We start from the raw sequence: 25,742 nt of genomic DNA, 5'->3' as shown, positions 1-25,742 counted from the left end.
TCTGCTTCAGTAATTTTCTGCTTATAAAAAAAATAAACCCCAAGCCTTAACTTGGGGTTTATTAATATATACATCGAACTGTTAATCAACCATTTTAGCAAACACTTTATCTGCTGCAGCAATGGTTGCATCTAAATCTTGTTGCGTATGTTCGCTAGACATAAACGCTGCTTCAAATGCAGACGGTGCTAAATAAATACCCTCTTCTAACATACCATGAAAAAAAGTGGCAAACTTGTTGGCATCACATTTTGTCATTTCATCAAAATTTTGTGGGGTATCACCTTCAGTAAAAAAGATACCAAACATACCACCTAAATGATTGCTACGAATCGCAATACCATGTTTTTCGGCAGCCTTATGAAAGCCCTCTAACAAATAGCTCACTTTATCTGATAACGCCTCATAAAATCCATCAACCGTTAATGATTTAAACATCGCTATGCCGGCTCTCATTGCCAGTGGGTTGCCAGATAAGGTGCCAGCTTGGTAAACGCCACCCAAAGGTGCCACACATTCCATGATTTCTCGCTTACCGCCAAAAGCACCAACGGGCAAACCAGCACCAATAATTTTGCCAAAAGTCGTCATATCTGGGTCAATACCAAAATGTGCTTGTGCACCACCAAGCCCTACTCTAAAACCTGTCATCACCTCATCAAAAATAAGTACCACACCATGCTTGGTGCATAGTTCTCTTAGGGTGTTATGAAACTCGTTGCTAGGGATAATCATATTCATATTGCCTGCAATGGGTTCTAAAATAATACAAGCCAGTTCATCACCAAACTTTTCAAAACAAGCTGTTAGGGCATCAATGTCATTATAGGGTAAAGTTAAGGTATGTTTAGCAAAGTCAGCTGGCACACCTTTTGAGGTTGGCTCGCCAATATCCAACATGCCAGAACCGGCTTTCACCAGTAAGCTATCACTATGCCCATGATAACAACCCTCAAATTTTACAATTTTGTCTCTTCCGGTATAGCCTCGTGCAACACGGATTGCACTCATCGTCGCTTCTGTTCCAGAGTTTGTCATACGTACCAATTCAATACTCGGGACGATTTCACAAATTTTATCGGCAATGGTTGTTTCAAAGGGTGTTGGTGCACCAAAGCTGAGTCCATCTTCAGCCGCTTGTTTAACGGCTTCAATAACAGGTGGATAGGCATGCCCTAAAATCATTGGTCCCCAAGAACCGACATAATCAATGTAGGCATTATCTTCAGTATCATAAATTTTACTGCCATTTGCTCTTTGGATAAAAATGGGAGTACCGCCAACACCAGCAAATGCCCTAACAGGTGAGTTTACACCACCAGGAATATGCTTTTTTGCTTGTAAAAATAATTGTTCGTTTTTAGTGCTCATGCGTGCTTACCTTGTATATGTGCCAAATAAAATAGTTAAAATGATTATACCTTGCTTTTGATAAATTAAAAAACCACCCAAGTTTAACTTAGATGGTTTCGTATTTATGGTTTAAAGATTAGTTATCTTCTAATTCTTCTTTTTCGCCTAGCTCATACAAAGCACCAGCACGACCAACAATAAGAGGATCGACACTACCAATTTGATTTTTGTCTTTATCAGAATATGGTAGTTTGTTAAGAACATAACGCATGGCGTTTAAACGCGCACGTTTTTTGCAGTCTGATTTAATAACAATCCATGGAGATTCTGTGGTATCGGTATTATAAAACATTGCTTCTTTGGCTAGCGTATAGTCATGCCACTTATCAAGCGAAGCCTTATCAATTGGCGATAGCTTCCACTGCTTTAGTGGGTGTGCTTCACGCTGTGCAAAACGGCGGCGCTGCTCTTCACGGCTAACTGAGAACCAAAATTTAACTAAGTGAATACCCGACTCAATTAAATGTTGTTCAAAGCCTGGTACTTGCTTCATAAAGGTTTCATATTGATCATCCGTACAAAACCCCATCACACGCTCAACACCAGCACGGTTGTACCAAGAGCGGTCAAACATCACCATCTCACCCTCAGTTGGTAGATGCTGTACATAACGCTGGAAGTACCATTGACCTTGTTCAGTTTCTGTTGGTTTTTCAAGTGCAATTACTCTTGCGCCACGAGGGTTTAAATGCTCCATAAAGCGTTTAATCGTACCACCCTTACCAGCAGCATCTCGTCCTTCAAATACAATAACTACCTTTTGTCCATGATCTTTCACCCATTTTTGCAGCTTTAACAGCTCAACCTGCAAATGGTATTTTTGTTTTTCATAACTTTTACGAGACAAACGATTTTTATAAGGATAACCACCTTCACGCCAATTACTAGAAAGCTCATCATCTTTCTTTTTGCCGGTACGAACTTGGTTTGCCAAGGCATGCTCTGCAAACAAGTCTTTTAACTTTAACAAATCATCTGGCGACGCATCATGAATTAATGCCTGCAAATGCTCAGAAATACCGTCAATGTTGCCCTCTTTTAAATCCTTTAAAATCACATCATTAATCACTTCTTTTGCTACGACAGTGGCTTTGGCTTCTTTTTTTCCTTCTTCGTGCTTTTCCATCGATTTTCTATCGGTTTCATAAGCATCAGTAACTTTTTCTGTGGTGTCTTTTTTTGGCTGTGTTGCCATAAAACTTTCTCCTTAAGTGATTGATTAAGCTGCCATAACAAATAATTGTTACCATAATATGACTATACGACTATTTGGCAATTTTTGCAATAATTTTGGCATAGAATTCGGCTATAAATAGCGTAATTTATCGACAAAAAAACAGCGACTTTTTAAACATAAAAAGTCGCTGTTTTAATAAGAAAAAATCTTACAAAACCACAGAGATTTTTATCCGTGATTAAGCTTTTTTAACAACAGATGACTTAAGCTTCATAGGACCAAATCCATCCACTTTACAATCAATATCATGGTCATCTGGTGCATCATGCAATAAGCGGATACTCTTTACTTTTGTACCCACTTTAATAACCGCTGATGAGCCTTTGATTTTTAAATCTTTAACCACGGTGACGGCATCCCCATCTTGTAGCTCATTACCAACTGCATCACGGATAATCAATGCTTCAGCTGCTGCAGCGGTTTCTTCTTGCGTCCACTCATGTGCACACATAGGGCAAACTAACAATGATCCGTCTTCATAAGTTAAGTCAGAGTCACATTTTGGACAATTTGGTAAGCTCATTTTATACCTCGCTTTTTAAATAAATTTAAATAAAATTGTTGGCTGGGTTAAATTGCCCCTATTATAAACGATTTATAATGCGTTTTATATTTTTAGTGGTGCTTAATAATAAAAGAAAGTGATTGAAAATTTGTACTTTGCCATTATCATGTAAAAATACATAATTAAATAAAATAATGAGTAGGATAATTTTTATGTCCAATAACCCACAATTTAGCCACTTTTCACTTTCTGGTATCGATGCCCCTAAATTTTTAACTGGGCAAATTACTTGCTCAGTTGATAAACTAAACCAGCATTATCAAGCGACTGCCATTTGCAACTTAAAGGGGCGTGTACATTTTGGTTTATGGATTGCCAAAGTCGCTGATGCGCAATTTGACATAGTACTCAGCCATGACTATACCGAGGATTTTATTGCTCATATCAAAAAATATGGGGCATTTTCAAAAATTGAAATTGGTGAAGTGGCTGATATTTATCCTTGCATCATTGATGATGAAACAACGTTTAGTACAGATAAAAACTTTGATACCGATGAGCAAAATAACCAATGGCAGATTGCTAGCATAGCCAGTGGTAACTATTGGATAACCGCAGCTACTCAAGCGTTATTTCAACCGCAAGAGTTACGTTTACACCAACGTGGCGGCGTAGATTATGATAAGGGCTGTTATTTAGGGCAAGAAGTCATTGCTCGCATTTATTTTAAATCTGCACCAAAATCGTTTTTACATCGTATTAAAGCAAATGGTGAGTTACCAAAATTTGGCACAACGGTTGGTGAAAAAGGCAAAATACAAGTTGTGAGCGCTGTTAAAATTGAGGCAGGTTTTGAAGCCTTGGTAATTGGTAGACCAGATATGATTGCTGAAGACAACAACTTACAAATTTTGCCGTTACCTCCCGCATTACAAGAGGATGTGGCTCGTCACTAAAAAAATTTTGCTTCTTAACATCATATAAAAAGCTCACAAAGGTTGTTGTGAGCTTTTTAATTACTCGTTACCGCCTATCACTCAATCACCTCTGTCACCAAAGTCGGTAATACAAACGCCCCACCAGCGGCAATACCTTTGCACATCCCCGTATTAAATTCTTCGACTTTTATAAACTCCATACCTCTGTTAGTTTTTGCCCATCGCCAGCTGGCGCCATTCCAGCAATCACCAATACCACGATCTTTGTGTGATAAAGATATAACACCCTGTGAATAGCTGACACCGCTGTCAGTAACAAGTTTTACCTGATAAGGCGGCTTATCATTCATCACCCAAAAGCCTGTACCAAAGTTGTACGCACCCATCCAACAGTCATGTGATGCAAGCAACTTATTCTTATCTAGCCGAGTAAAATGCCAACCTTTAAAATCCCTATTAAAATCAGATTCTTCTTCTGTCAACAAGTTGCAATAATCACTGGTCTCATAGCTATCTGTTGTCCTTAAAGTCGCAATGGCAAGATTATCCATTTTACTTTCAAGCTTAGCAAATAAAGCATCATCGCTGTCACGCTGCATTTTTTCATCATCAATCGTCACAGCATGCACAACAGGTGTGGGCAATGCAGGCAGCACCGAGCTTTCTGACTTATTGCCTCTTTTAACAATCGCACCTTTTGTATCAATACGTCCCTGTACTTCGTCCATTTTAAGAAGTACCGCGGTTGAGCCTTTGTCAGATACTTGATAATGATAACAATCAACGACAAACTCTATCTTGCTAGAAGTTGGTAGGGTGTTTATCAACTCATGAGTCTGCTTGGTGGTTAGTTCATAACTATAATCCTCTTTATCAGGAGTACCTAGCGAACCAAAACTTTTGTCATTGATAGTTATAATTGGCGATGTCAGTTTACAATTAGGAATTTTTTCGGCATCTTCCATAAAGTACGGGTCGTCACCAAACATCACATAGGCACGTACTCGCTGATTTGCTCCTGCGTTGCGTTTAAGCATAAGAGCCACTGGGTTACTGATTTGATTATCATCTGTATAATCATCTTGATAGCCTACTGCTCGACAGGTACGGGTGTTATCGCACACCAATTGCCAATTTTTATGATAAAAGTCAAATGATTCTGCATGAATATTTGTCGCCCCCACATTCGCTTGTGCTGATATCAGACATGTTGCAGATAGTGTTAACGAGGCTAAAACGAATCTTTTACTGTTTAAATTTTTCATAGCCAGCCTTTTATTGTTTATGAGGTAGACTGCCAGTCTAACATAGATATAGTTAGGGATTTTTTGTTTGTATTTCATTATGCAAGCAACCGCCTCTAAACAGTTAGGCTATGCTTTTGCTTTTATTCAATACCGCTGCTATCAGGGCTATGTCGGGTTTTAGTTATATGGTTGGATAGTTTTGGGGTGAAGGTTTTTCTGGGCAAGATGACGAGCCTACGGTTTCTGGGTGGTTTTATAAATTGGTGCGTGGAACGCAGCACCCTATGCAATATTTTTTGTCACAACCCGCTGATTGGCTTAGACAAAGTGATGAAGGAATCTTTTTTATCACATGAGGAACAAATAAGTTAAGGGCTAACTTGTAGCTATTGCAAAATATATACGGTAAAAAAAGACAATATAAGACTAAGCCTTTTTAGCAACCATAACCGCTCGCATTGGCGCAGGATGATTTTCTACCGTTTTACTGGCATCATTTGGATCTAAAAAGTCTGATAATGATTGATAATCCATCCATTCAGTTGATCTTTGCTCTTCCAAAGATGTAACATCTTTATCCACACAACGCACATCTACAAAGCCTGCTTTTTCTAACCACAAACTTAACGCTGCAACAGATGGCAGAAAATACACATTATTCATTTTTGCATATCTGTCTTGTGGCACAAGCACGCTGGTTTCATCGCCTTCAATTACCAAGGTCTCTAACACCAGCTCTCCCCCTTTTTTAAGTTGCCCTTTTAACAAGTTTAAATGCTCAAATGGCGAGGCACGATGGTATAAAACGCCCATGCTAAATACGGTGTCAAATAGCTGTGATTGCTTAGGCAAAGCTTCTAAAGGGACTGGTATATAATGCGTGCGGTAATGACCTTGTTCGTTCGCATCGGCATTGCCAACAAAGTGACGAACCGCCATAAACTGATGATAAAATAAGCAAGATGGGTCAATTATAAAAACTTGCTCCGCTCCCATGCCAGCCATACGCCAACCATGATAGCCTGAGCCACCGCCTACATCCAGCACCCGTCTATTTTTTAAATTTGATAAATGCGGCAGCACGCGTTGCCACTTAAAGTCGCTACGCCACTCGGTATCGATATAAACTTGGTTATGAGTGTTACCAATCTCAAAAGGGCCTTTACGCCATGGCATGAGCTGTTTTAATAATGCCTCGGTTTGTTTTTGCTCGGCAATACTCCAGTCGAGGTTGATACTAATCGCATTAGCTGACAAGTTTACGACCCTATTATGATGCGCCGTTATGGTGGGCAATCGCTCAACGGCTGATAAATAAGCCGGTGCATGAGCATAGTTGCTTTTGTTTTTAATATCATAAAGCCATTTTGGCAAACAAGCCAACCATTCATTAGCTACCGGATTTTTTTGTGCAATAGCATGCAAAGCAAGGAATAACTCACGTTCTGCTGTTGGGATTGTTTTCACTTTTTTGCCCTTGTAATGATATTTTTTAAAACGATAATAATTATTTAAATGCCACAATTGATGCAAAATTTAAAAAAGTAAACCAAGTCATGCTGCGTTCAAAACCAGCTTTGGCAAGCCTGTCATGATGCTGTTCCATTGAGTCTGTAATAAGTACATTTTCTAACGCTGTACGCTTGCCACTAATTTCTAGCTCACTATAGCCATTGGCACGTTTAAAGTCATAATAACGCTCAACCCGCCATGCATCATCTTGTTCATTATTTAAGTGCGTTTTTTCGGTAAGGATGAGTATCCCCCCTTCTGCAAGTGCTGCATAACATTTTTGCAGTAACTTTAATCGGCTATTTACAGGCAAAAACTGCAAAGTTAAATTAATCACAATCACATCACAAGGCTCAAAATCAAGCTCACAAACATCTGCCGTTATGACCTCAATATCATGTTTTGGATAATGCTCATCAAGTAAAGATTTTGCTTTTTTGGTCATAGCAGGCGAGATATCAATGGCTTTTATCGCCACTTCATTACTATTAAAACCATTTGCTTGTTCATTAAGCAATGCCATTGTGGCACCACCTAATGAGCAACCCAAATCATAAATCCGACTTACTTTTTGCCCATGCTCATTAGTTTGACGAAACCCGCAATGGCGACGTGCTAAAATTGGCAACATAGATAAAACTTGCCCATAGCCAGGCACACTGCGGCGTATCATATCAGGAAAGCAAGCAACAACTTGCTCATCAAAGCTAAAGCGGCTTGCTTTATCTAACGGTGTGGTAAAAAGGGTATCATGCTTGGGTTTAAGGTTATGATTGGCGTTTGTCATTATTGATATAAAATTGGTTGTAAATATTGGGATATTTTATCACTTTCAGGATTAGAAATAAAAAAGAAGCAGCCACACGGCTATTTTAGGTATAGAAAGGTTTTAATGGCCGTCTCATTACTATTATTTAATCAAACCGTATTTATCACTAAATATTTATGTTTTTAAAATAAAGCGGATACCGCATTGAGGTTTAATGTGCGTTGGTTTTGATTTGGCAAAACGAATGATGTAACGGGGATAACGCCCCTAACAGCGTTGGTAAAAAATAAAGCAGAAATTTTAGATAAATCTGAATCTTGTAAGCAGCGCTCACTAACCTTATCGATTTTTTCCATCAGTACCTGACGCATAACACCGTTGACACCTGATTTATCAACTGGCGGGGTGTACCATGTTACTGCAGTTGCTTCATCCTTGTTTAGCTCATCGTTGCTTAGCTGATAAAACACATTGCTCATGGTTCCTTCAATCCAATTACCATTGATATCCTGCACCAAACCTTCTCCAAAGGTTGTTGCATTTGCTGTTTGTTGAGCAATATTTAATTGCTGTAGCTCGCCTGCTGCCAAAACATTATCTAATCGATTGAGCGTTTTTAGCCCTGCAAGCATTGGCGGTACACAGGCAATTTTAGCATCTAAGCAAGTCACCGCTATTGGTTGTTGGATAACAATAGAATCTAAATTTAAAAGGGCATGATAAGATGGCATCTGCCTAGGCATGGGCTTGATATAAACGTCAGCATGCCCGTTTATAAAGCCATATCCTGTCACTTTTTGAGATTTGCGAGTCACAACCATTTTTAAAATGCCTTCGCCTAGTTGCTCAGCACTTTTTTGTAATTGTTGCATTACTTTATCAGCATCTAAAGTAAGCTGTAATGCCGCTGCGTGCGTTTTTAGGCGTTTTACATGGTAGTCTTGCCACAAAATGTTTGCCTGATACACACCCATAGTACTAAAAAACCCATCTCCATAAGCCAAACCACGATTGTTGATAACTTCATATCCATTAAAAGTATCAACAAGTTGGTGATCAGGCGTTATGAGCTGGGTTTGTGACATAGTGGACTGCCTTGTTTATATTTTTTATGTTTAATTGTATATCTACAGTAGCATTAAAGTTGTTACTGCAATACACAAACCGCCATAAAAAATATTAAAAATCACTACCCCAAACAGGCACAACCGCTTGCATTAACGGTTTTAACAGCTTGATGTTGCAAGCAAAAACAGAACCCGTTTTCATCGCTTCATGTGCGCCTTTGTGGTCTACTACCACACCACGTGCTTCATTTACAATCAACTCACCGGCTGCAATATCCCAAGGTTTGATAGACATTTCAAAATAGCCATCAAAACGCCCCGCGGCTACATAACATAAATCTAGTGCAGCAGAACCTGTACGACGAACTTGTCCACCCATTTCACAAATTTTAGCTAGGCTGTCAAAATGTTGTTTAATAAATGGCTTTACATCTTCACCCACTTTGCGCTCATAAGGGTGACCAGTTGTAAAAAATGCACCATTGATTTCTTTACGGTCACTCACTTGCAAACGACGTTGGTTTAACATTGCCCCTTTACCACGGCTAGCAGTAAACAGCTCATCTTTTACTGGGTCATAAACCACAGCGTGTTGTGTTACACCCTTGTGCTGTACAGCGATTGATACACAAAAGTGAGGATAGCCATGCACAAAGTTATGAGTACCATCCAATGGGTCAATCACCCAACACCAATCCGCATCTTCACCTTTGCCCTCTTGCAAACCAAACTCTTCACCCAAAAATGAATGATTTGGGTAACTTTGTTTTAGCATTTCAATCGTTAGCTCTTCGCTATAACGGTCGATACGTGTTACAAGACCATCTAGCCCTTTTGACTCAATATTAAGTTCAATTTTATGACGATTTTTATGAGCGTTAAGAATTTCACCGCCCACTTTTTGGGCAGCACGTGCTGCCATAACAACCATTGGTTCCATAGGATTTCTCTATTTTGATAAATGAAGATAAGTTTAGAAAAAAAATTTAACTGAAGACATTATAACGTTTTATTGAACAATGCTAAAGCACAAACGAAGAAGCAACTTAAATCAAAAAGTAAGTTAGTCGCTTTAACACACCGGCAACATCAAGCTCACAATCAGCAAGTTGTTCTGAATGGCTAGCATGTGCAATGAATCGATCAGGGATACCCAAATTAAGTAAAGTCACATCTGCCTGAATACTCACAAGATATTCATTAACCGCACTACCTGCACCCCCCATCACAGCATGTTCTTCTAGCGTAACAAAATGCGTCACACCCTCATTCATAAGCTGGGTAATCATTGCCGTATCCAATGGTTTTACCCATCGCATATTAACCACAGTGATTGCCACATTTTGTGCGACAGCAAGTTTTTGTGCAACAGCATCGGCTGTTTTAACCAAAGTGCCAAACGCTAAAATAGCAACTTTTTTATCAACCTTAGCATTATTATAGGAGGATTCCACTTTGGCTTTACCCACCGCATAGGTTTTGGCAGGTTGGCTAATTTCTACCCCCACACCTTTACCACGAGGGTACCTGACCGCAGCAGTGCCTGGATATTCATAACAAGTATTTAGCAAGTGATAACATTCGTTTTCATCTTTTGGTGCCGCAATAACCACGTTTGGTAAACAGCGCATATAGGCATAATCAAACACGCCAGCATGAGTTGCACCATCTTCGCCAACCAAACCTGCACGGTCAATTGCAAAAGTCACATCAAGGTTTTGCAACGCCACATCATGCACTAATTGATCATAACCTCGTTGCAAAAAAGTTGAATATATCGCAACTATTGGTTTAACACCTTGCGTTGCCATGCCTGCTGCTAAAGTAACTGCGTGTTGCTCTGCAATGGCAACATCAAAAAATCTGTCTGGATATTGGCGAGCAAATTCAGTCATGCCAGAGCCTTCTTCCATAGCTGGCGTGATGGCTAACAGCTTATTATCCACCTTTGCTTTATCGCAAATAAATTGCCCAAATACTTCACTGTATTTTGGAATCGCTTTAACTGCATCATCTGCATTGGTTTTGGCCTGTTCTGGTGAAGGTAACTTGCCAATAGCGTGATATTTAACGGGGTCATCTTCTGCAGGCGTAAACCCTTTACCTTTGGTGGTATAAACATGAACAAGCACAGGGCCTTTCACATTTTTAGCACGTCCAAGTACACGCACAAGTTCTGGCAAGTCATGCCCATCAAAAGGACCAAAATAACTAAAGCCAATCGCTCTAAATATATTATCCGCACTAATCGGCACATCTTGACCATCATTAAAAAATGGCTGACGAGAACGACTATTGAACCCCAACATATCTGGTCGAATGGCAATCTTTGCTTGACCATGCTCATCAATATCTATTTGATAACCTGCTTGCCATAATGCCGTTAGATGGCGAGTGAATCCACCCGTAGCGCAAGAGATAGACATGTCATTATCATTGAGCACAACAAGCAAATCCGCATTTTGCTGTACCGCATCATTCATTGCTTCAAACGCCATGCCCCCAGTCATTGCGCCATCCCCAATCACACAGGCAACCGTTGCATCAATGTGTTGATAACGCATGGCAACACTCATACCCAATCCGGCAGAAATGGCAGTCGATGAGTGCCCAACACCAAAACTATCATATTCAGATTCACTGCGTTCAGGAAACGCTGTCAAACCATCTTTAGAACGAATGGTTGGTAGTTGTTCACGCCGACCCGTTAACACTTTGTGCGCATACGCTTGATGCCCAACGTCCCAAACTAATTGATCTTTTGGCGTGTTTAATAAATGATGCAAAGCAATGGTTAACTCTACGGTGCCAAGGTTTGCACCAAAATGTCCACCACTAACCCCGGCTGAATATAATAAATACTCACGCAATTCATCTGCTAAAGTTAATAATTGTTTTGTGCTTAATAACGTTAAGTCATCAGGGCTATTAATTGTGTCTAAAAGTGGCGTAGAAGGACGCGTGCGAGGAATCTCTGAAAAGTTTTTTGGCTGTCTTTTAGTCATCATGTTGTCTGAGTTATTTGACCCATTCATCTTTAAAGAAGCAAGATCCTGTTTATCTGAGCCATTTTTATCATATCCGATATTGGGCTCAATATTGGGTACATTATGATTGGTTTTGTTTAACTCTGTCTGTAAGATAGACGATTGTTGCATGACCTAAAAAACACCTAAAATACATACTATCTGGCGTAAGTATTTTCAACCACACTTTTTAACAGCTAATCTTTAGTTAACGTTATAAAGGTGCACATTAAAAATAAAATGGCTTGATAGCAAATTAATACATAGTTTTAAAATAGTCTGTAATAATAGCACCTTTTTACCATTAAGCCTAATCAACCAACTGTCAATTTATGGATTTTTTATGAATTAACCGTTTTTCAATAAAATCAGGTATAATCTTGCCTCCTAAGTCATTTAAAACCTATAATTTGTCCCCATAATAGTAGGTCTGTTCATCACTTTTTTTATCAAAAAACTTTGAGTTGTTTATGCCTTACCAATTTACCAGCCAAGCCAAATTACCTACAAGACATGGCGAGTTTGATATTCATGTTTTTATAGATTCAGAAGCACCTGATGACAAGCAAGAACATGTTATGTTAACGGTTGGTTTACCACGAAATGACGAAAACTCAACAAAAACACCCCTGATTCGCATCCATAGTGAGTGTTTAACTGGCGATGCTTTTAGCTCGCTTAAATGTGATTGCGGACCTCAATTAAACTCTGCTATGCAAATGATTCAGGCACATGGCTGTGGTGCAATTCTTTACTTGCGTCAAGAAGGTCGTGGTATCGGGCTGGTAAATAAAATTAGAGCGTACGCCCTACAAGATCAAGGGCATGATACATTAGATGCCAACCTAATGCTGGGTTTGCCTGCCGATGCACGCACCTATGAAATGTGTAAGCCCATGTTAGACCATGTAGCTGTCAATACCGTAAATGTGCTCACCAACAACCCCAATAAAGTTAAATACTTAACCGACCTTGGCATTAAAGTAACAGAGCGTATCCCGCTGGTTGTTGGCGTCAATGAATATAATTCAGATTATTTAAGTGTCAAGCGTGACCGTATGGGACATATGTTGAATGAGGATTTAGATGGTAACTCAGTCAACACATCTCATACCGAAAATTAATATGTTTTAACGCCCACATGTTTAATTCACTCATACCATCATAGTATCAGTCATATGAATCAAAATTTATCTTCTCAGCTCCAAACTGTCCGTGTTTTTTTACTCGACCTACAAGCGCGTATTTGCCAAGCATTAGAAGCACAAGAAACTGAGGGCGGTGGCACAGCAAAATTTATTGCTGATGACTGGCTACGTGACCCAAATGGCACAGACAAAGATGGCGGTGGTCGCTCCTGTGTATTGGCTGATGGCAAGGTTATAGAAAAAGCTGGCGTGATGTTTAGTCATATTCATATAGACCACTTACCTGCCAGCGCAGCCGAACGCCATCCTAAATTAGCTGGGCGTAAAGCACAAGCCATGGGCGTCTCTTTGGTGGTGCATCCAACCAATCCAAACGTCCCAACCAGCCATGCCAACGTACGATTGTTTGTGGCCGAAAAACCAGGCGAAAAACCAATTTGGTGGTTTGGCGGTGGTTTTGATTTAACGCCGTTTTATCCAGTTAAAGAAGATTGTGTACATTGGCATGAGGTTGCCTACGATTTGTGTAAACAATTTGGGAAGGCGGTTTATCCTAAATTTAAACAATGGTGTGATGACTATTTTTATCTCAAACATCGTGATGAACAACGTGGCATTGGCGGTTTGTTTTTTGACGATGTAAACACCCAAAGTATGGGCTGGAGCTTTGATACCTGTTTTAAATTTATGCAGGCAGTTGGTAATGGCTACATAGATGCCATCATCCCTATTTTTGAACGCCGCAAAAACACTTCTTATACACCAGCACAACGTGAGTTCCAGCTATACCGTCGTGGACGCTATGTAGAATTTAACCTTGTTTATGATCGCGGCACTATTTTTGGTTTACAAAGTAATGGACGCATCGAGTCCATATTAGTCAGCATGCCACCTCTTGCCAGTTGGGCATACTGCCATATCCCTAAACAGGGCACACCTGAGTATGCGTTAACAAACGAGTATTTAAAACCAAAAGATTGGCTAAAACAGTAAGCAAACACTTGGTTTTACACCCGAGCCTGCCCAACAAAATTGATTTGATACAAAAACAATAATAAAGCTGACATTCAGCATCAATTTTGATATGTTAATAACATCTGTTATTGATAGCAGGTTATGGCTACTTAAGTTATGCTTACTTAAAAAGCAATCCAGCATAATAGCCTCGCCAAAATATACGTTAAAACAGGATAAAACAATGAATACATTAGCCAGCCTAAAAACGCTAGCCACCTCTGCATTGATTGCTTCTACCTTTTCCCTAATTGCCTGTGGTGGATCTGTAGACAATAAAACAGCTTCAGATAATGAAGCTTCCGCCGGTAACATAAACCCTGTAGACGCCCGCCAAGCAACCATGCATGACTTAAACGATGCAATGGGGGTTATGGGCAATATGATTAAAAATCCAGATAAATTTGATGCAAATACCTTTAAAAAAGAGGCTGCCTTTTTAGCAGAAACATCAGAAAAATCATGGGAACACTTTGATGACCAATCGGCAGGTGCTGGTGGGTCTACCGAAGCAGTTTGGAATGATAAAGAAGGCTTTGCAACTCAAATAGAAATGTTTAAAGCAGTATCGGCAGGGCTAAATGACATCGCACAAAATGCTAAAAGTGTAGATGAAGTTAAAACCGCATTTGCAGGGGTTGGTGCTGGGTGCCAAAGCTGCCACACAATATATAAAGCGGAATAGATAACTAAAAATACATTAGCCTTTTATCTAGAAAAAAAATCAACAAATCATTTGGCTTATGTTAAGAAACTGATAAATTAAGATAGGGTGAATTCATAACAAACTCACCCTATCTCTGCCCTATCATCTGTATTTTGCGTTATGTTTAGCATGGCTATTACTATGCGGCACCATACCTATTTTAACTAGCACGCAAAAGATGTTAGACCATGTTTTCTGCTTGCACAATTTCTATCCAATAGCCATCGACATCCTTAATAAACGCCACATTTTTCATATTGCCATCTTCTGGGCGTTTAACATATTCAACACCATTGGCATCAAACCAGGCGATAGCTGCTTCATAATCGGGTACACTAAAGCAGATGTGCCCAAAACCTTGCGGTTTAGCATTGCCATCATGGTAAGAAAAATCGGCTTGCGCTTCAGTGCCATAATTATAAGTAAGCTCTAAAATTCCACGCTGACGAAATGTATAAATTGCTAATTCTTTGTCATCTTTTGGTAGATTATGACGTTCTTCTTCTGTCAGCTTTGCTAAAAAATACAAATCAAATGCCATTTGAGGAAAACGCTTGATATGCAATAGCGTCATGCCCAAAATTTTAGTATAAAATGCTAACGATTTTTCAGGATCTTTTACTCTTAACATCGTATGGTTAAAAATAAAGCCGTTACTCTCTACAGGCGTATCATCCAAAATGTTCACTTTTAATACACTGTTTGATTGTTCGTAATTATTCATATTTTTTAAACCTAATGTTATTAATCAATTATTCAAAAACTTCACTTTACCTGTTTTTAAATCATACTCTGCACCAACTACCAGCAATTCTCCACTATCCACCATGTCTTCAATAATCCTTGAACCATGCTTTAACTGACTAACCGACATACGAACATTGGCACGTACTGATCTATCAATAAGCATATTGATATCGACTTCTTCGCCACTTGCGGCAGCAATCTCATGCAGGTTATACACACTTGGGCTAATTCTATCAACAATCGAGCGAATGTTTGGCGATTGCTTTTGTTCTGGGTTCATCAATGCCTCTACACAGGCTGTTACAGCACCACAATGGCTATGCCCAAGCACTACAACCAAACGTGTGCCAAATTTTTCGGCAGCAAATTCAACAGATCCAATTTGCGAGGGTGCCACCACATTGCCCGCTACACGTATCACAAACAAATCACCCAAACCTTGGTCAAAAACCAGTTCAACAGGCACTCGTGCATCCGAGCAGCCTAAAATAATGGCAACAGGGTTTTGCTCATCAACCGAAACAAGTTTGGGAGTGGTTTGTATTAATCCATCTTTATCACTTAGGCTTGCTACGTATCTGTCATTACCTTCTTTTAACATTGACAAAGCTTGCTCGCCAGTTACTTTACTCATTCTTCTATTTCCCTTTTATGGTATCAATTCATTGCTTAATATTGAGTGAACAAGTGTAAATATTACACTACAACTACTATCTGTCAATCTGTAAAAAACCACATAAGTCATAAAAAAGACCACCTTTTGGCAGTCTTTTATCATCATTGCTAATTATTTATTTTGGGCTCACCATTTCTTCTGGCTTAACCCACTCATCAAACTGAGCTTCTGTCATTAATTCAAGCTCAACAGCAACTTGTTTTAATGTTTTGTTTTCTTTGTAGGCAGTTTTAGCGATTTTAGCCGCATTTTCATAACCAACAAAGCGGTTTAATGCGGTTACTAGCATTAATGAATCATGCAAGTAATGGTCAATTTTTTCGGTTACTGGCTCAATACCCACAGCACAGTTATCATTAAAGCTGTTACAAGCATCGCCTAGTAGCTTGATAGATTGCAGTAGATTATAGCAAATAACAGGCTTAAATACGTTAAGCTCAAAGTTACCAGATGCACCCGCTAAATTGATGGTGGTGTCATTACCCATAACTTGAGACACAACCATTGTCATTGCCTCTGATTGAGTTGGGTTAACCTTACCTGGCATGATTGAAGAACCTGGCTCATTTTCAGGAATCTTAATCTCACCAATACCACAACGAGGACCAGAAGATAACCAACGCACGTCATTAGCAATTTTATTTAAACTGGCAGCTAGTGTTTTTAATGCCCCTGAAGCAAATACTTCTGCATCACGAGCAGCCAGTGCTTCAAACTTGTTAGGCGCAGTGACAAATGGTAAACCCGTCAACTCAGCAAGTTGCTCAGCTGCCTTAACCGCATAGTCAGGGTGAGAGTTTAGACCAGTACCTACTGCTGTACCACCAAGTGGTAATTGATACAAACCTTGTAAGGCATTGTCAATACGCACAAGTGCTAAGTCGAGTTGAGCCGCATATCCACCAAATTCTTGACCCAAAGTCAATGGCGTGGCGTCTTGTAAGTGTGTACGACCAATTTTTACGATGTCTTTAAATTCCTCTGCTTTAACATTCATGGTATCACGTAAGGCAGTTACCGCAGGGATTAACAAGCTGTTAATCTGACGAGCGGCTGCCACACGAATGGCAGTTGGGAAGCTGTCGTTGGTTGATTGTGCGTGGTTAACATGGTCATTTGGATGTACTGGTGCATATGAGCCACGTTCTTGACCTGCGATTTCATTAGCACGGTTGGCAAGTACTTCATTCATGTTCATGTTTGATTGCGTACCAGAACCTGTTTGCCATACCACTAACGGAAATTGGTCAGTCAAGCCACCATTAATAACTTCATCAGCTGCTTGAATAATAAGGTCTCGTTGTTGTTCTTCGATACGACCAAAGCTAGCATTGGTCAAGGCAGCTGCCTTTTTTACCATCGCCATCGCTTCAATCATTGGACGAGGCAAGGTTTCACCACCAATTTTAAAGTTTTCACGGCTACGCTGTGTTTGAGCACCCCAATATGCTTCTGCTGGCACGTGCATTTCACCCATGGTGTCTTTTTCAATACGAGTTGTCATAACTGTTCCCTTAGTAGATTAGAGGATTTATACTTTGTTCTGGCTCGCTGTACCAAAATGCAAGCCTTTACATTACCCTAGTAATAGAGATATGCTAGAGTTCACTAAACATTTTAGCACTTATAAGCATTATTTTTAACAATAATATTTTTATACATTTGACCGATTTTATATGAAAATACAGACAAATCTATATGTTAATCGCAAATACATCACTAGCCAGCGACGTGCATTATCGCCACATCAACGGCAAAATTATGCACAGCAGGCAAGTTTGCATTTACATAAATTACAACATATTTTGCCAAATAGTGCCAAAGTTGGTATTTATTATCATGGTTTTGGTGAGCAGCCCACCCAACCTATTTTAAACTGGTGCTGGCGTATGGGGTTTACGCCTTTTTTACCTGTTGTTGGCTCATTGGGGCAACACAACAAACAATTAAGGTTTTCTCCCGTTAACCGAAAAAAACTGCACACGTTACCAACCTACAAACACCGTTTAGGGATGAAGCAGCATCGTCATAGCGTTACGTATTGGGCAGAACAGCTGGATGCCATTTTTTGCCCCTTAGTCGCTGTTGATAAAAAAGGCACTCGCCTTGGTATGGGTGGTGGTTTTTACGATGTTACCTTGGCTAAAACACATCGTTTTAACCTAAAAACACCCCTAAAAATCGCTTGGTGTTACGACTTTCAGGTAATGGAAGAATTAAACAGACAGCCTTGGGACGTGCCAATGGACATGGCATTGACACCAAATAGATTGATTCGCTTTTAATTTGGATAAAAAATGCCACATAAACACAATGACACTTTTGATAATCCGATTGCAAATACGGTAGATAATCATCTTGCCCAATTAGAGCAAGCCATCACAAATGATACCGCACTAGCAACTATTGAAGATGCCCAATTTAATGAGGCAGAACTTGCCAACATTATTAACCCAAAACGGTTAGAGGCATTACTTAACCAAAGCGATGCCTTTTTAAGCTCAACAAAACATGATATTGATGAGTTTAAAGATTAACCCATTTCTGCAACATACAAGCTTCATATTATTCATTTAGTATGAGCAAATAAGCCCCATCAAAACCGCATCAAAGCACCATTGCTGCAATCCAACCAAATATCAACAACGGGATGTTATAGTGGATAAAGGTTGGGATAACACTGTCTTTAATATGGTCGTGTTGCTCATCTACTGCCAAACCAGAGGTAGGACCTAATGTTGAATCAGACGCTGGCGAACCGGCATCTCCCAATGCTCCGGCTGTACCAATAATGGCAACTGTGGCAAGAGGCGAAAACCCCATAGAAGCACATAAAGGGACATAAATTGCTGCAATAATAGGAATGGTAGAAAAAGATGAACCAATCCCCATAGTGACTACCAACCCTATAAGCAACATAATAAAGGCTGCCATCGCTTGGTTACCAGCAAACATCTCAGCTGCGCCATCAACCAAAGGTTGAATTTGCTCGGTTGTTTTCATTACTTCGGCAAAACCTTGTGCCGTAATCATGATAAAACCAATCATCGCCATCATTTTAACGCCATCGTTAAATACACCATCGGCCTCATGCCACTTTACAACACCCGTTGCCATAAACACACCAAAACCAAACAATGAGCCAAGCAATAAAGAGCCAGTAACCAACTGCACCACAAATGCTGTGATAATCGCAAGCATCGCAATGACCGTTTTTAATGGGCTAGGTGCTTGCTCTGTTTGTGCATTTTGGCTAACTGCTATGTTTTTATAAACTCTTGGTTTACGGTAACTAACAAACACAGCAAATAATAAGCCCAACAACATGCCCAGAGCAGGTATTGCCATTGCTTTCATAACAGAGATATTGCTTGTATCTAGCCCTGCTTCTGCCACATTTTTTAGCATAATTTGGTTTAAATAAATATCACCAAATCCGTATGGCAAAAACATATAGGTATTTACTAAACCAAAGGTTATCAAACAGGCAAGCAGTCTTCTATCAACTTGCATTTTGTTAAACACAATAAGTAACGGTGGCACAATAAGCGGGATAAACGCAATATGAATAGGTATCAAGTTTTGGCTAAAACAACTCATCACAACCAAACCAACAAATAAGCCCCATTTAATGGTACTTGAGCCATTTGTACTTTTGATGCTATGCACCACCTTATCTGATAATAGTCGTGGTAGACCAGAGTGCGCAATCGCAACTGCAAATGCCCCTAGTAATGCATAGGATAGTGCAATCTCAGAACCGTTTTTTATGCCTTCTTGAAACGCTGTTAGCGTATTTTCAAGCCCTAAACCAGCTAACAGACCACCTATAATTGCCGCCACCAACAAACTCAGTACTACGTGTACACGAGCCAAAGATAGCCCAAGCATGATTAATACCGCCACTAAAACTGCATTCATTTTGCCCTCCAAATCAATGCATCAAAACTATTTATTATACCACTAATCCTAATATGTATAAGCCTTTGACCAATAAAAACAAAGTCTAACATCATAATCAACCTTGTATTTTTACACCCAAACTCCATTTATTAATTAATAAAGTAAAAATTCTAGTAATAAGTACGATTTGAAAACCCAATCGGGTAGGAATGTTAATAAATGTCAGATTTACCAGATAACAAATTAGCTATGGATGAGCAAAACGCTCAAGAAGAAAAAACACAAACCACAAACCCAACTCATTTACCACTACTTGCCTTGCGAGATGTTGTGGTTTATCCACACATGCAAATTGCCTTATTTGTTGGGCGCACCCCTTCTATTAAAGCAATCGAACTGGCTCAAGATGAATACAACAGCCAAATTTTGGTAGTTGCGCAAAAAGATTCATTAACCGAAGACATCAGCCAAGACAACCTTTACCAATATGGTACCATTGCGCGCATTATCAGCACCATGCCGCATGACAGTGATGAAAACTGTATCAAAGTGTTGATTGAAGGCGAATTTAGAGCACGCGTTGATGAAGTCATTGACCATGAGCACTTAATCATGGCAAATTTTGAGCGTAGCGACTTATCAATCCCTATGGATGATAATCAGGTTGAAAACACCAAAAAAGCATTACTTGGGTTGTTTAATGACTATGCAAATGCTCGTTTAAGAAATGCCCGAGAACTCACCCGAGTTGCCGAACGTATTGAAGACTTACAAGAGTTGATTTTCTTTATCTCAACTCGTGTTTCTATGGACTTAAACGTTAAACAACAATTCTTAGAAGAAGACGACTTAAGCAAGCACATCAACACTTTAACCGAATATTTGGTAAAACAAAGTGCCGAGCAAAGTATTGAGCAAGAAATCCAAGATGCCGTGCGCAAACAAATGGAAGACAACCAGCGCGAGTATTTTTTAAATGAAAAAATGAAGGCAATTAAAAGTGAGCTTAATGACATGAACGATGGTGTTCTGTTTGATAGCGAAGATGACTTAAGTGAACTAGAACAACGCCTAAAAGATGCCGATTTACCAGATGATGTCCGTAAAAAAGCCGAACAAGAATTTAAAAAATTTAAAATGATGCCGCCAGCATCATCAGAATCATCGGTGGTACGCAACTATATTGAGTGGATTTTAGATACACCATGGAAAAAGTCCAGTAAAGTCAGCATACAACTACCTAAAGCCAAAAAAACTTTAGATGCCGACCATTATGGGCTAGATGATGTGAAAGACCGTATTTTAGAATACTTAGCCGTACAATCCCGCGTTAAACAAATTAAAGGACCAATCCTTTGCTTAGTAGGTCCACCAGGTGTTGGTAAAACCTCATTAGGTAAGTCTATTGCCCATGCTACAGGACGTGAGTTTGTGCGTATGGCACTTGGCGGCGTGCGTGATGAAGCAGAAATCCGTGGGCATCGCCGCACATATATTGGTGCTATGCCTGGCAAAATTGTACAGTCATTAACAAAAGTTGAAGTTAATAACCCACTATTTTTGCTTGATGAAATTGACAAAATGGCGCAAGACTTTAGAGGTGACCCTGCTTCTGCATTACTTGAGGTGTTAGATCCTTCGCAAAATAACAGCTTTAACGACCATTACCTAGATATGGACTTAGACCTGTCACAAGTGATGTTTATTTGTACAGCCAATAGCATGGACATACCCCCTGCCTTGCTTGACCGTATGGAAGTCATTAACCTACCTGGCTATACAGAAGATGAAAAAATTAACATTGCCGAGCAATATTTAGTGCCACGTGCCATAAAAGAAAACGGCTTAAAAGAAGGTGAATTAGCAATCACCAAAGATGCCTTGCAAAGCATTGTTCAACGATACACACGTGAGGCTGGCGTACGTAATTTAGAAAGAGAAGTCAGCAAAATTAGCCGTAAGGTTGTCCGTGGTTTGGTTGAAAAACATGGCAAACGTACCCCTAAAAAACAAGATAGAATGCTGACCACGGTTGATGCCTCAAATATCGCTGACTACCTAGGCGTACATAAATACGACTATGGTTTAGCAGAAGAAAAACCAGAAGTTGGACGAGTAACTGGTTTGGCATGGACATCTGTTGGCGGAGAACTATTAACTATTGAAACCATTACCATGCCCGGCAAAGGTGACTTTGTTTATACAGGTTCGCTAGGTGATGTCATGAAAGAGTCAATTAGAGCAGCCATGAGCGTTGTTCGCTCTCGTGGTGAACTACTGGGTATTGACTACAACAAAGTCAAATCAACGGATGTGCACGTCCATATGCCAGAAGGCGCCACCCCTAAAGATGGACCCTCTGCCGGTATTGCACTAACAACCGCTTTGGTTTCTGCAATGACTAACATTGCCATACGCCCAGATATCGCCATGACAGGTGAAGTCACTTTACGTGGACAAGTATTGCGGATTGGTGGGTTAAAAGAAAAACTGTTAGCAGCACACCGTGGTGGTATTAAGCTTGTGTTGATTCCTGAATCCAATGAACGAGACTTAGCAGAAATACCTGAGCATGTAAAAGAAGGTTTGACCATTCAACCTGTTGCGACCATTGATGAAGTTTTAAAAGCCGCATTAGTAAAAATGCCAAAACCAATCAAACTCAAAAAAGTAGCGGTAGATACCACTCAGTCTGATAAAGCTTTAAGGAGCTAAATTCCACTAATCCTTAGGCGTACAAAGCCTAACCTCCTTTAAAACATCACTGTGTGACTATACGGTGGTGTTTTTTTATATCAACGTACTTTCAGCTTTACTTTCAACATTATATAATCACATAAACTATAACGGTGTGTCGCATTCATTCACCACACAAAAAACACTATTAAATCAAATGGTTTTAAGTTATTTAATAAAAAGGAGTAACCATGATTTTTGATCCAGCAACGCTCGACAACCAAAGCATGCAAAAAATACTCGTTGGGGGCATTACTCCCCGCCCTATTGCCTGGATTAGCACGCTATCGATTGATGGTATTCACAACATTGCACCATACTCCTTTTTTACCGTAGCCAGTACTAACCCGCCTGTATTATGCTTTACCCAAATCATGCAGCAGTCTGGTTCAAATAAAGATACTCTGGGTAATTTATTAGATACAAAAGAGTGCGTTGTTCATATTGTTAATTCAAACCTATTAAATCAAATGAACTTATCTTGCAAAGCATTGCCACCTAATGAAAGTGAGTTTGACTTTGCAAAAATTACCACATGCCCAAGCCATGGTGTTGCACCTTTGTCTGTTAAAGACTCACCCGTAAGATACGAGTGCACCCTTAGAGATGTAATTAATATTAGTACTGAACCAGCAGGTGGTAGCCTTGTGTTGCTGGATGTTAAAAATATTTATGTTAATGATGCCTTGCTAAACGATGGCATGATTAATCAAAAGGCGTTAGATAGTGTTGGAAAAATGGGCGGTAACCTATACTCAACCACAAATGAGCTGATTGATTTAGCAAGACCTTAATCAGCTCAGTTAACCATATAACTGCTTCATATAAATGACTAAACCTATGCGACAATAAGGGTCGTGTAGGTTTTTTATTACCTGATTTTGTAGTAAATTTCTGTTACTATAACAGCACAATTATTTATATATATTAGGTTTGGAGCCAACATGGATGCAAATAAAGAAAAAGCACTTAAAGCTGCCTTAGGGCAAATTGAAAAACAATTTGGTAAAAATACCATCATGCACTTAGGTGATGATTCGGTTGCCCTAGATGTTGACGTGGTTTCTACTGGTTCGCTTGGTTTAGATATTGCTTTAGGCATTGGCGGTTTACCAAAAGGACGTATTATAGAAATTTATGGTCCAGAAAGTTCAGGTAAAACTACTCTAACTTTACAAGCAATTGCAGAATGCCAAAAATCCGGCGGTACTTGCGCCTTTATTGATGCCGAGCACGCCTTAGACCCAATCTATGCCCGTAAGCTGGGGGTAGATACCGATGCCTTGCTTGTATCTCAGCCAGATAACGGCGAACAAGCACTTGAAATTACCGACATGCTCGTGCGCTCTGGTGCCATTGACATGATTGTTGTTGACTCAGTTGCCGCATTAACTCCAAGAGCAGAAATTGAAGGTGAAATGGGTGATTCACACATGGGCTTGCAAGCTCGCTTGATGAGCCAAGCACTGCGTAAGATTACAGGTAATGCTAAACGCTCTAACTGTATGGTTGTATTTATTAACCAAATCCGTATGAAAATTGGCGTTATGTTTGGTAGCCCAGAAACCACAACCGGTGGTAATGCTCTTAAATTCTATGCCTCTGTTCGTATGGACATCCGCCGTATTGGTTCTATTAAAGAAGGTGACGAAATTGTTGGTAACCAAACGCGCGTTAAGGTTATCAAAAATAAAATGGCACCACCGTTCCGCCAAGCAGAATTTGAAATCACCTACGGCTCAGGCACCAACCACCTTGCCGAAGTAATTGACCTTGGTGTAGATATGGGCTTGGTTGGCAAAGCAGGTGCTTGGTACAGCTATGGCGATGATAAAATTGGACAAGGTAAAGCAAACTCAGTTAAATATTTAGCAGAAAATCCAGAAATCGCTAAAGAAATTGAAGATAAAATCCGTGAAGAAAAACTAAATACGGGTGCCCCAAAATCAGATAAGGGTAATCAAGAAACAGCACCACAAGGCTAAAAACTAATACCTTAATATTACCCTATTAGTCTATTAATTGATGGGCTAATAGGGAAAGTCTCCTTTAAAATCGACAATACATCCTATCACTGCTTTAGATAACGTCTTCGCTTTAAATCAATGACCATGCAAATTAAAACACTTGCCGACATTCTTGCAGAAAACAACATCAAAGCTAAAGATGCCAATAATGTTGATAATAGCCAGCCAAGTGAACCTTTATCGGTAGACTTTTTTAAAGAGACGCATCCTACGCCTAAGATGCCTAAAAAACATGGGCAAAATAAAAAATCACCTTATAAACAGCATAAAACTCACAAAAAGGCATATAACACTCGCCAACATAAAAAAAACAAGCCTTTACATAACGCCTCAATAGCAACATCTAACGCTCAACCGACAACCGAACCATCTAAAAAACTCGATATAAAGTCGATTTTACAAGAGATAAAAAATGACGATGTCAGTAATCATGGGCATTCAGCTAACCATAATCAGCTAGATAACTTAACTCAAAAATTACAAAACGAGCTAAAAACACCCGAACAACGCCAAGCTGAAATCAATGAAATAAAATCCAATAGCCGACTACGTTGGCTGGCCTTTTATTATTTATCAGTTAGAGAGCACTCCGCAAGTGAATTAAAAACAAAGTTGCTAGCAAAAAATCAAGACCCCGACAAAATTGATGCGCTACTTGCCGAATTTGCAGAAAAAGGTTACCAAAGTGAGATGCGAACGGCGCTTATGCTAATAAGGGCAAGTATCCGTAAAGGAAGAGGACGCAGGCGCATTGAACAAGACTTTTTTGAACGTAAACTTGCCGTACCCAATAACATTGATGAATTAATTGACATGGCAAATGCCGAATCTGATGAATTTGCCGATTTTATAGATAATAGTGGTACAGATAAAGTCGATTGGTTATCGTTAGCAGTTGAAGCCAGAGTAAAAAAATATGGTGACCACATCCCAATGGCACAAAAAGAGAAAGCAAAACAACTCAGATTTTTGCAATATCGTGGCTTTAAAACAGATATTTGCTTTGAAGCACTAAAATATAATTTAGAAACTTTAGAAAAATAAAACCCATGACAAAAATCATGGGTTTTC

At 39.6% G+C, this 25,742-nt stretch carries 23 protein-coding genes; 10 read left to right on the top strand and 13 right to left on the bottom strand.

The annotated features are described in order from the left end of the window. Positions 1-81: 81 nt before the first annotated feature. The 3 genes from hemL to VH441_RS09355 all read right to left on the bottom strand — a co-directional run bounded on the left by hemL (position 82) and on the right by VH441_RS09355 (position 3,173). Positions 82-1,371, bottom strand: a complete 1,290-nt coding sequence (gene hemL / locus VH441_RS09365; RefSeq protein ID WP_434353378.1) for a glutamate-1-semialdehyde 2,1-aminomutase — start codon at positions 1,369-1,371, stop codon at positions 82-84. Positions 1,372-1,489: 118 nt separating this feature from the next. Further along, positions 1,490-2,608 carry a polyphosphate kinase 2 gene (ppk2, locus tag VH441_RS09360; RefSeq protein WP_434353377.1) on the bottom strand — a complete coding sequence of 373 codons (1,119 nt, stop codon included), beginning with the start codon at positions 2,606-2,608 and terminating at the stop codon, positions 1,490-1,492. A gap of 220 nt (positions 2,609-2,828) precedes the next feature. Then, a complete protein-coding gene (locus VH441_RS09355) occupies positions 2,829-3,173 on the bottom strand; it encodes a zinc ribbon domain-containing protein YjdM (RefSeq protein WP_434353376.1) in 345 nt (114 codons plus the stop codon). Between the two features lie 194 nt (positions 3,174-3,367). Here VH441_RS09355 and VH441_RS09350 point away from each other — a divergent pair, with 194 nt between their 5' ends. After that, positions 3,368-4,111, top strand: a complete 744-nt coding sequence (locus tag VH441_RS09350) for a YgfZ/GcvT domain-containing protein (protein ID WP_434353375.1) — start codon at positions 3,368-3,370, stop codon at positions 4,109-4,111. Between the two features lie 77 nt (positions 4,112-4,188). On the opposite strand, the gene VH441_RS09345 is transcribed toward VH441_RS09350, so the two are convergent. The 6 genes from VH441_RS09345 to dxs all read right to left on the bottom strand — a co-directional run bounded on the left by VH441_RS09345 (position 4,189) and on the right by dxs (position 11,723). Beyond that, a complete protein-coding gene (locus VH441_RS09345; RefSeq protein ID WP_434353374.1) occupies positions 4,189-5,358 on the bottom strand; it encodes a DUF1176 domain-containing protein in 1,170 nt (389 codons plus the stop codon). A gap of 408 nt (positions 5,359-5,766) precedes the next feature. After that, positions 5,767-6,807, bottom strand: coding sequence for a tRNA 5-methoxyuridine(34)/uridine 5-oxyacetic acid(34) synthase CmoB (gene cmoB / locus VH441_RS09340; RefSeq protein ID WP_434353373.1), 1,041 nt, complete (start codon positions 6,805-6,807; stop codon positions 5,767-5,769). A gap of 40 nt (positions 6,808-6,847) precedes the next feature. Next, positions 6,848-7,639 (bottom strand): carboxy-S-adenosyl-L-methionine synthase CmoA, encoded by a 792-nt coding sequence (gene cmoA / locus VH441_RS09335; RefSeq protein ID WP_434353372.1) that lies wholly within the window; start codon positions 7,637-7,639, stop codon positions 6,848-6,850. 164 nt (positions 7,640-7,803) lie between these two features. Continuing rightward, positions 7,804-8,706, bottom strand: coding sequence for an aminotransferase class IV (locus VH441_RS09330; protein ID WP_434353371.1), 903 nt, complete (start codon positions 8,704-8,706; stop codon positions 7,804-7,806). A 94-nt stretch (positions 8,707-8,800) separates the two neighbouring features. Continuing rightward, on the bottom strand, positions 8,801-9,628 hold the full coding sequence (locus VH441_RS09325) for an inositol monophosphatase family protein (RefSeq protein WP_434353370.1): 828 nt from the start codon (positions 9,626-9,628) through the stop codon (positions 8,801-8,803). Positions 9,629-9,734: 106 nt separating this feature from the next. Beyond that, positions 9,735-11,723, bottom strand: a complete 1,989-nt coding sequence (gene dxs / locus VH441_RS09320) for a 1-deoxy-D-xylulose-5-phosphate synthase (protein WP_434354396.1) — start codon at positions 11,721-11,723, stop codon at positions 9,735-9,737. Between the two features lie 461 nt (positions 11,724-12,184). Here dxs and ribA point away from each other — a divergent pair, with 461 nt between their 5' ends. From ribA to VH441_RS09305, 3 genes are all read left to right on the top strand, one after another. Then, on the top strand, positions 12,185-12,838 hold the full coding sequence (gene ribA / locus VH441_RS09315) for a GTP cyclohydrolase II (RefSeq protein ID WP_434353369.1): 654 nt from the start codon (positions 12,185-12,187) through the stop codon (positions 12,836-12,838). Positions 12,839-12,892: 54 nt separating this feature from the next. Next, positions 12,893-13,855 carry an oxygen-dependent coproporphyrinogen oxidase gene (gene hemF / locus VH441_RS09310; protein ID WP_434353368.1) on the top strand — a complete coding sequence of 321 codons (963 nt, stop codon included), beginning with the start codon at positions 12,893-12,895 and terminating at the stop codon, positions 13,853-13,855. 205 nt (positions 13,856-14,060) lie between these two features. Beyond that, a complete protein-coding gene (locus VH441_RS09305) occupies positions 14,061-14,561 on the top strand; it encodes a c-type cytochrome (RefSeq protein ID WP_434353367.1) in 501 nt (166 codons plus the stop codon). Positions 14,562-14,763: 202 nt separating this feature from the next. On the opposite strand, the gene gloA is transcribed toward VH441_RS09305, so the two are convergent. The 3 genes from gloA to fumC form a co-directional block, all read right to left on the bottom strand. After that, positions 14,764-15,306 (bottom strand): lactoylglutathione lyase, encoded by a 543-nt coding sequence (gene gloA, locus VH441_RS09300; protein WP_434353366.1) that lies wholly within the window; start codon positions 15,304-15,306, stop codon positions 14,764-14,766. A gap of 24 nt (positions 15,307-15,330) precedes the next feature. Next, positions 15,331-15,963 carry a carbonic anhydrase gene (locus VH441_RS09295; RefSeq protein WP_434353365.1) on the bottom strand — a complete coding sequence of 211 codons (633 nt, stop codon included), beginning with the start codon at positions 15,961-15,963 and terminating at the stop codon, positions 15,331-15,333. Between the two features lie 157 nt (positions 15,964-16,120). Further along, complete coding sequence (fumC, locus tag VH441_RS09290) at positions 16,121-17,509, bottom strand: class II fumarate hydratase (RefSeq protein WP_434353364.1); 1,389 nt, start codon at positions 17,507-17,509, stop codon at positions 16,121-16,123. Between the two features lie 172 nt (positions 17,510-17,681). Between fumC and VH441_RS09285 the strand changes: the two genes are divergently transcribed. Beyond that, positions 17,682-18,290, top strand: coding sequence for a 5-formyltetrahydrofolate cyclo-ligase (locus VH441_RS09285; protein WP_434353363.1), 609 nt, complete (start codon positions 17,682-17,684; stop codon positions 18,288-18,290). A 12-nt stretch (positions 18,291-18,302) separates the two neighbouring features. After that, on the top strand, positions 18,303-18,542 hold the full coding sequence (locus VH441_RS09280) for a hypothetical protein (protein ID WP_434353362.1): 240 nt from the start codon (positions 18,303-18,305) through the stop codon (positions 18,540-18,542). A 70-nt stretch (positions 18,543-18,612) separates the two neighbouring features. On the opposite strand, the gene VH441_RS09275 is transcribed toward VH441_RS09280, so the two are convergent. Continuing rightward, positions 18,613-19,926, bottom strand: a complete 1,314-nt coding sequence (locus tag VH441_RS09275) for a Na+/H+ antiporter family protein (RefSeq protein WP_434353361.1) — start codon at positions 19,924-19,926, stop codon at positions 18,613-18,615. Between the two features lie 231 nt (positions 19,927-20,157). Between VH441_RS09275 and lon the strand changes: the two genes are divergently transcribed. From lon to VH441_RS09255, 4 genes are all read left to right on the top strand, one after another. Continuing rightward, the gene (gene lon, locus VH441_RS09270; RefSeq protein ID WP_434354395.1) at positions 20,158-22,623 is read left to right on the top strand and encodes an endopeptidase La; all 2,466 of its coding nucleotides are present in this window, start codon (positions 20,158-20,160) and stop codon (positions 22,621-22,623) included. A 212-nt stretch (positions 22,624-22,835) separates the two neighbouring features. Beyond that, positions 22,836-23,438: a flavin reductase family protein gene (locus VH441_RS09265; RefSeq protein WP_434353360.1), complete on the top strand. Its 603-nt coding sequence runs from the start codon at positions 22,836-22,838 to the stop codon at positions 23,436-23,438. Positions 23,439-23,588: 150 nt separating this feature from the next. Beyond that, positions 23,589-24,629 (top strand): recombinase RecA, encoded by a 1,041-nt coding sequence (gene recA, locus VH441_RS09260; protein ID WP_434353359.1) that lies wholly within the window; start codon positions 23,589-23,591, stop codon positions 24,627-24,629. A gap of 126 nt (positions 24,630-24,755) precedes the next feature. Continuing rightward, a complete protein-coding gene (locus VH441_RS09255; RefSeq protein WP_434353358.1) occupies positions 24,756-25,715 on the top strand; it encodes a regulatory protein RecX in 960 nt (319 codons plus the stop codon). Positions 25,716-25,742 lie beyond the last annotated feature (27 nt).

Origin of the sequence: Psychrobacter sp. HD31, assembly GCF_051097895.1 — a bacterium.
In the GTDB taxonomy this organism is placed as follows: domain Bacteria; phylum Pseudomonadota; class Gammaproteobacteria; order Pseudomonadales; family Moraxellaceae; genus Psychrobacter.
Note: the sequence above shows the minus strand (reverse complement) of the source record. Positions and strands in the feature narration are given on the sequence as shown.